The sequence below is a fragment of the Candidatus Symbiopectobacterium sp. genome (assembly GCF_020054415.1).
Lineage (GTDB): Bacteria > Pseudomonadota > Gammaproteobacteria > Enterobacterales > Enterobacteriaceae > Symbiopectobacterium.
In genome coordinates, this window is sequence record NZ_JAHWCO010000368.1 from 1 (window position 1) to 6,957 (window position 6,957).

Annotated in this window: 6 protein-coding genes and 3 pseudogenes; 2 read left to right on the forward strand and 7 right to left on the reverse strand. The window is 51.3% G+C overall.

The window, feature by feature from the left end; all coding sequences use genetic code 11:
• The 6 genes and pseudogenes from QZ506_RS10825 to rlmE all read right to left on the reverse strand — a co-directional run.
• Window positions 1–112, reverse strand: a pseudogene (locus tag QZ506_RS10825) (IS1 family transposase); the annotation flags it as partial.
• A 4-nt stretch (window positions 113–116) separates the two neighbouring features.
• A pseudogene (locus tag QZ506_RS10830) lies at window positions 117–221 on the reverse strand (IS1 family transposase); the annotation flags it as partial.
• A 66-nt stretch (window positions 222–287) separates the two neighbouring features.
• A complete protein-coding gene (glmM, locus tag QZ506_RS10835; protein WP_291971032.1) occupies window positions 288–1,625 on the reverse strand; it encodes a phosphoglucosamine mutase in 1,338 nt (445 codons plus the stop codon).
• A 6-nt stretch (window positions 1,626–1,631) separates the two neighbouring features.
• On the reverse strand, window positions 1,632–2,465 hold the full coding sequence (gene folP, locus QZ506_RS10840) for a dihydropteroate synthase (RefSeq protein ID WP_291971034.1): 834 nt from the start codon (window positions 2,463–2,465) through the stop codon (window positions 1,632–1,634).
• 152 nt (window positions 2,466–2,617) lie between these two features.
• Window positions 2,618–4,510 (reverse strand): ATP-dependent zinc metalloprotease FtsH, encoded by a 1,893-nt coding sequence (ftsH, locus tag QZ506_RS10845; protein ID WP_291971035.1) that lies wholly within the window; start codon window positions 4,508–4,510, stop codon window positions 2,618–2,620.
• Window positions 4,511–4,557: 47 nt separating this feature from the next.
• Window positions 4,558–5,187 carry a 23S rRNA (uridine(2552)-2'-O)-methyltransferase RlmE gene (gene rlmE / locus QZ506_RS10850; protein WP_291971036.1) on the reverse strand — a complete coding sequence of 210 codons (630 nt, stop codon included), beginning with the start codon at window positions 5,185–5,187 and terminating at the stop codon, window positions 4,558–4,560.
• A 200-nt stretch (window positions 5,188–5,387) separates the two neighbouring features.
• On the opposite strand from rlmE, the gene yhbY reads away from it, so the two are divergent.
• A complete protein-coding gene (gene yhbY / locus QZ506_RS10855) occupies window positions 5,388–5,681 on the forward strand; it encodes a ribosome assembly RNA-binding protein YhbY (protein WP_291971038.1) in 294 nt (97 codons plus the stop codon).
• Between the two features lie 118 nt (window positions 5,682–5,799).
• Here the strand turns inward: yhbY and greA are convergent, their stop codons facing one another.
• The gene (gene greA / locus QZ506_RS10860; protein WP_291971040.1) at window positions 5,800–6,276 is read right to left on the reverse strand and encodes a transcription elongation factor GreA; all 477 of its coding nucleotides are present in this window, start codon (window positions 6,274–6,276) and stop codon (window positions 5,800–5,802) included.
• Between the two features lie 261 nt (window positions 6,277–6,537).
• Here greA and QZ506_RS10865 point away from each other — a divergent pair.
• Window positions 6,538–6,804, forward strand: a pseudogene (locus tag QZ506_RS10865) (D-alanyl-D-alanine carboxypeptidase); the annotation flags it as partial.
• Window positions 6,805–6,957: the final 153 nt, after the last annotated feature.

Below are 6,957 nucleotides of genomic sequence, written 5' to 3' on the forward strand. Positions count from 1 at the left end.
GCAATCGGTTACGCAGTGTCAGATGTGCACGCTCAATACGCTGTGTATACAGCTTGCTAACAATGTGTTTTACTTTTGGAAGTTCGTCGTTGTAAGCACTGTAGCCATCCGTGTTTGCATGACTGACGACGGTAACGCTGATGGCCACTTTTGCCATAAACGTGTTCTTTCACAGGAGATGTCTGTTCACAAAACGGGCATCTTACATCAACTTTAGCCACTGTATTCCACATCCAAAACCGGACATTTCACACTGCAATCAACATATTGAATACACGACCGAGAAATTAATGCGCAGCCTTCACAATATCCGCAATCTGATTGGCAAGGCTGACAACCAGAGCTTCATCTTCCCCTTCGACCATCACGCGAATCAAAGGCTCCGTACCAGACTTACGCAACAGTACGCGACCGCGTCCCGCCAGCGTTTTCTCCACCTCTGACACTACGTTTTTCACCGCGTCGCTTTCCAGCGGATCGCTGCTGCCGTTGAAGCGCACGTTGACCAACACCTGCGGGAACAATTTCATGCCGCTACAGAGATCGTGCAGCGACATATGGTTGCGCACCATCGCCGTCAGCACCTGAAGGCCAGCAATGATGCCGTCACCCGTGGTGGTTTTATCCAGCAGAATGACATGCCCGGAATTCTCTGCGGCGATGCGCCAGCCCTTCTCCTGCATTTTTTCCAGCACATAGCGGTCGCCCACTTTGGCACGAGCAAACGGAATACCCAGTTGCTTCAATGCCAGTTCCAGGCCCATGTTGCTCATCAGTGTACCCACCGCACCGCCGCGCAGTTGCCCTTGGCGCAGCCCTTCACGCGCAATGATATAGAGGATCTGATCGCCATCGACCTTATTGCCTTCGTGATCCACCATGATCAACCGATCGCCATCGCCATCAAACGCCAGACCAACGTCCGCCTTTTCCGCCAATACGCGAGATTGAAGCTGACGCACATCTGTTGCACCGCAGGATTCGTTGATATTCATGCCGTCTGGCTCACAGCCAATGGCAATCACTTTTGCTCCCAGCTCACGCAACACGCTCGGAGCGATGTGGTAAGTAGCACCATTGGCGCAATCCACCACAATTTTTAACCCACTCATGCTCAGTTCATTCGGGAACGCACTCTTACAAAACTCAATGTAGCGCGCGGCAGCATCCACGATTCGATTCGCTTTTCCCAATTCAGCGGATTCTACGCAGGTCAGCGGTTTATCCAGCTCCGCTTCGATGGCCTCTTCGACGTCATCCGGCAATTTGGTGCCATCAATAGAGAAAAATTTGATGCCATTGTCGTAGTAGGGGTTGTGTGACGCAGAGATAACAATGCCCGCTTCAGCACGGAAGGTGCGCGTCAGATACGCCACGGCGGGTGTCGGCATCGGGCCGGTAAATGAAGCCGATAACCCAGCGGCGGCAAGCCCGGCTTCCAGCGCGGATTCCAGCATATAGCCAGAAATACGCGTGTCTTTTCCGATAATGATTTTGCGCGATCCTTGGCTCGCCAGCACCTTACCGGCTGCCCAACCAAGTTTTAACACGAAATCCGGGGTGATGGGCGTCTCGCCCACTTTGCCACGCACACCATCCGTACCAAAATATTTGCGGTTACTCATTCGTTATTATTCCTTCTCTGCCAACGTGGCTTCGACAACTCGCATCGCGTCAACCGTCGCTTTTACGTCGTGTACGCGAATAATATGCGCACCCTGCGTGGCAGCAATGACCGCACAGGCGACGCTACCATGTACGCGCTGGAGCGGAGGAACATTAAGTAGCTGTCCCACCATGGATTTTCTCGACATCCCAACCAGCAGCGGTAAACCAAAATGATGCAACTCCTGCAAATGTGCCAAGAGGCGGTAATTATGCGACAAATTCTTACCGAACCCGAACCCTGGATCCAGCAGCAGGCGATCTTTTTCAATGCCAACCTCGGCGCAGCGTGCGATCTGCTGTTGGAAATAGGCGGTTACCTCAGCCACCACATCGTCATAGTGCGGGTTACGTTGCATGGTTTTCGGCTGGCCTTGCATATGCATCAGGCAAATCGGCAGCCCGGTTGCCGCTGCGGCTTCCAGTGCGCCCGGTTCCTGCAATGAACGAATATCGTTAATCAGATGCGCACCAGCCTGCGCCGCTGCGCTAATCACCTCGTGCTTGGACGTGTCAACCGAGAGCCAGGCATCAAAGTGCGCCGCCAAGGCTTCAACCACTGGGATAACGCGATCCAGTTCTTCCTGCACGCTGACATCCGCTGCACCGGGACGGGTAGATTCGCCACCGATATCAATCAGCGTGGCCCCCGCGTTGACCATATCTTGCGCATGGCGGATGGCTTCATCGAGAGCGGTGTATTTTCCGCCGTCGGAAAATGAATCCGGCGTAACGTTGAGAATCCCCATCACTTGAGGATGAGTGAGATCCAAAGTGGCATCACGGGCAATTAGTTTCATCACCTTCTTCCTTTAACAGCCGGTTTATCAATAAAGAAAAACCCCGGCAAGCCAGGGTGTTAAAAGAGGGGGGTCAACAGCGCTATGACCGGACAACACTATCACATAACGCTGCTATAACCGTGTACGCTGTGGGCTGCACTTATCGCTTATCAGCTTGGCTGTGCTGCGGTCGGCGTACCGCCACCGTTGCCCGGTTCATTGTTGCTGGCCGGTGCGCTTTCCCATCCCGCAGGTGGGCGCACGTCACGGCGTGACATCAAATCATCAATTTGCGGCGCATCGATAGTTTCGTACTTCATCAGCGCATCCTTCATCGAATGCAGCACGTCCATATTCGCCATCAACAGTTCACGTGCCCGCACGTAGTTCCGCTCAATCAGCGATTTGACTTCCTGATCGATAATGCGCGCCGTTTCGTCAGACATGTGTTTGGCCTTGGCAACAGAACGGCCCAGAAACACTTCGCCATCTTCTTCTGCATACAGCAACGGCCCCAGTTTTTCCGAGAAGCCCCACTGCGTTACCATGTTACGCGCAATAGACGTTGCCACTTTGATGTCATTCGAGGCACCGGTGGATACCTTTTCTGCACCATAGATAATCTCTTCCGCCAGACGACCGCCGTACAACGTAGAAATTTGGCTCTCCAGCTTCTGACGGCTGGCGCTGATCGCGTCGCCTTCTGGCAAGAAGAAAGTCACACCCAGCGCACGACCACGCGGAATAATGGTGACTTTGTGCACCGGATCGTGCTCCGGCACCAGACGACCAATAATCGCATGGCCCGCTTCGTGATAAGCGGTAGACTCTTTCTGCGCTTCCGTCATGACCATAGAGCGGCGTTCTGCACCCATCATGATCTTGTCTTTGGCTTTCTCGAACTCCACCATGGAAACCACGCGTTTGTTACCGCGAGCAGCGAACAGTGCCGCTTCGTTCACCAGGTTTGCCAGATCGGCACCGGAAAAGCCTGGCGTACCGCGCGCAATCACCGAGGCATCCATATCAGTCGCTAAGGGAACGCGACGCATGTGCACTTTCAGGATCTGCTCACGACCACGAACATCCGGCAGACCAACCACTACCTGACGGTCAAAACGGCCCGGACGCAGCAACGCAGGGTCAAGCACGTCAGGACGGTTGGTGGCGGCAATCACGATAATGCCTTCATTGCCTTCAAAACCATCCATCTCAACCAGCATCTGGTTCAGGGTTTGTTCACGTTCATCATGACCACCGCCCAGACCCGCACCACGTTGGCGACCGACGGCATCGATTTCATCAATGAAGATGATACAAGGCGCGGCTTTTTTCGCCTGCTCGAACATGTCACGCACACGAGATGCACCGACACCCACAAACATTTCAACAAAGTCAGAACCGGAAATGGTGAAGAATGGCACCTTCGCTTCACCGGCAATCGCCTTGGCAAGCAGGGTTTTACCTGTTCCCGGCGGCCCTACCATCAGGATGCCTTTCGGAATTTTACCGCCCAGTTTCTGGAAGCGGCTAGGCTCACGCAGGTATTCCACCAGTTCGCTCACTTCTTCTTTGGCTTCATCACAGCCAGCGACGTCAGCAAACGTGGTTTTAATTTGATCTTCGGTCAGCATGCGCGCTTTGCTTTTGCCAAAGGACACGGCGCCTTTACCGCCACCGCCTTGCATCTGACGCATGAAGAAAATCCAGACGCCAATTAGCAACAGCATCGGGAACCAGGAGATAAAGATCGATGCCAGCAGGCTCGGCTCTTCCGGAGGTTCACCAACCACTTTCACATTCTTGGTCAGCAGGTTATCCAGTAGCTTGGGATCGTTAACAGGAATGAAGGTGGTGTAGCTGTTGCCATCTTTTCTTGTAACGTTAATCTCACGCCCGTTAATACGTGTTTCACGGACCTGCTCCTGATTCACCTCTGTCAAGAAGGTAGAATAGTCCACCCGGCGGCCATTTGACTCGCTGGGCCCAAAGCTCTGGAATACGGACATCAGCACCACTGCGATGACGAGCCAGAGAATCAGGTTTTTAGCCATGTCACTCAATGGATTAACCTCATATTACAACTGTGTTAAAAAACAGCGTTAGGGTACTACAGTTTACGCCCTGTCGCTACAATGTACACTTCACGAGAACGAGCACGCGAAGCATCAGGCTTACGAATCTTCACCGTTGTAAACAGAGAGCGAATTTGTCGCAGGTATTCATCAAAGCCATCTCCCTGAAAGACCTTCACCAGAAAACTTCCGCCCGGTGCCAGAACATCCCGACACATTTCCAACGCCAACTCAACCAGATACATGGCTCTTGGAATATCCACGGCGGGGGTCCCGCTCATGTTGGGCGCCATGTCTGACATCACAACCTGAACTTTATTATCCCCTACCCGCTCCATCAAGGCGCTAAGCACTAATTCATCACGAAAATCGCCTTGAAGGAAATCGACACCAACGATGGGATCCATTGGCAAAATATCGCACGCGATGATCCTGCCCGCATTGCCGATCTGCGTCACCACGTATTGAGACCATCCACCAGGCGCAGCGCCCAGATCCACCACAGTCATGCCCGGTTTAAACAGTTTGTCAGTGCGCTGTATTTCATCCAGTTTAAACCAAGCACGGGAGCGTAGCCCTTTTTTCTGCGCCTGCTGTACATATTTATCGCTAAAGCGTTCCTTCAACCAGCGACTGGAGCTTGCAGAACGCTTTTTATTTGCCATCGGATTTCCAACTTTTTGTTATGTACAACCAAGTTGTCATGTACAACCTACTTGCTATAAAACATTAACGTGCCATTTACAACAGGTATTGCTCAACGACGCCGCTAAAGATCGGCCCATCAACGTCACCAAATTGGTTATAATGGTGAGATGGCGGTAGAATGACCTGTTTTCAATCCCAACCTAAGTAAAAAAGACACATGAATCTAAGTAACAAACAAAAACAGCACCTGAAAGGCTTGGCTCACCCGCTAAAACCAGTGGTTATGCTGGGTAACAATGGCCTTACCGAAGGTGTTCTGGCCGAAATTGAACAATCGCTAGAACATCATGAGCTGATCAAAGTTAAAATTGCAACTGAAGATCATGATACTAACGCATTGATTGTTGAAGCAATTATCCGCGAAACCGGTGCCTGCAACGTTCAGGTTATCGGCCATACGCTGGTTCTGTATCGCCCGTCGAAAGAACGTAAAATTGTGTTACAAAAGTAACCAATTATATCATCGTGTTTCACATTTAACGAAAAGGTGCCATGCCCGTTCGTTAGAGAAAAGGCCGCATGCGGCCTTTTGTTTTTCTTTACACAATTTGCCGATTTAATCGGCGAAATTACAGATATTGGACCTTCAGGATCTCATACTCAACCAGACCACCGGGCGTTCTGATGGTCACGATATCATCCTGCTCTTTGCCAATCAGCCCACGGGCAATCGGCGAATTCACAGAAATCAGGTTTTGTTTGAAATCCGCTTCATCATCACCCACGATGCGATAGGTCTGTTCTTCTTCTGTATCGAGGTTCATCACGGACACCGTTGCACCAAAAATGACGCGCCCACTGGCGGGCATCTTTGTCACATCAATCACTTGCGCATTGGACAACTTGGCTTCGATTTCCTGAATCCGGCCTTCGTAAAAACCCTGCTGTTCGCGCGCCGCATGGTACTCAGCGTTCTCTTTCAAATCACCGTGTTCACGAGCCTCAGCAATCGCCGCAATGATTTCCGGACGGCGAGTGCCTTTCAAGAATTCTAGCTCTTCACGTAGTTTTTCTGCACCACGCAATGTCATCGGAAATTGTTTCATATCTTCAAACCTCTAAGAAACTTTGTAAGACGTTCATTATCGTCATCCTGACGCTTCAACGAACGATGCGACAGACGGTCGGTATGCCAGCGCTCCCTGGCGATAAACAAAAGTAACCTGACCCGGAACAAGGTTTCAGGTCAGGAGCGATTTTGCATTTTGATACGTATTTTAACCCAGAGTTCCATAAGGGTCATCGTTTACTTTAGACCGCATTGCGCCGTAGTATGACCCCACGTTACCCTGTTGTAAGCTGATATTATGCGTTTTTTATCGACTTTTTCCGGAGTTGCCTGCGCGGTTGTGCTACAGAGCGCTGTGTTACCCGCTCACGCAGCAAGCATTAACGATCACATTCAATACCTGCCGGATGGCGCTAATTTGGCGTTCTTGGCACAGAAAGTAGGTGCCAGTAGTCCCGCAGTGGCTTACAACAGTGAACAAATGGCATTACCCGCCAGTACCCAGAAAGTGTTGACGGCGTTAGCCGCTTTGCTACAGCTAGGCCCAGATTACCGTTTCGTGACTATACCCGTGATCATTGAAGATGCTTGATTTTACGCGGTAAGAAGATCATGCTCACCCACTATGAAGATATTTATTACCGACAAGCAAAAAGCCGAACTCGAACAGCTTCATGACACCAGTCGTGATAAGCGTGTTTGTGATCGCATCAAAGCC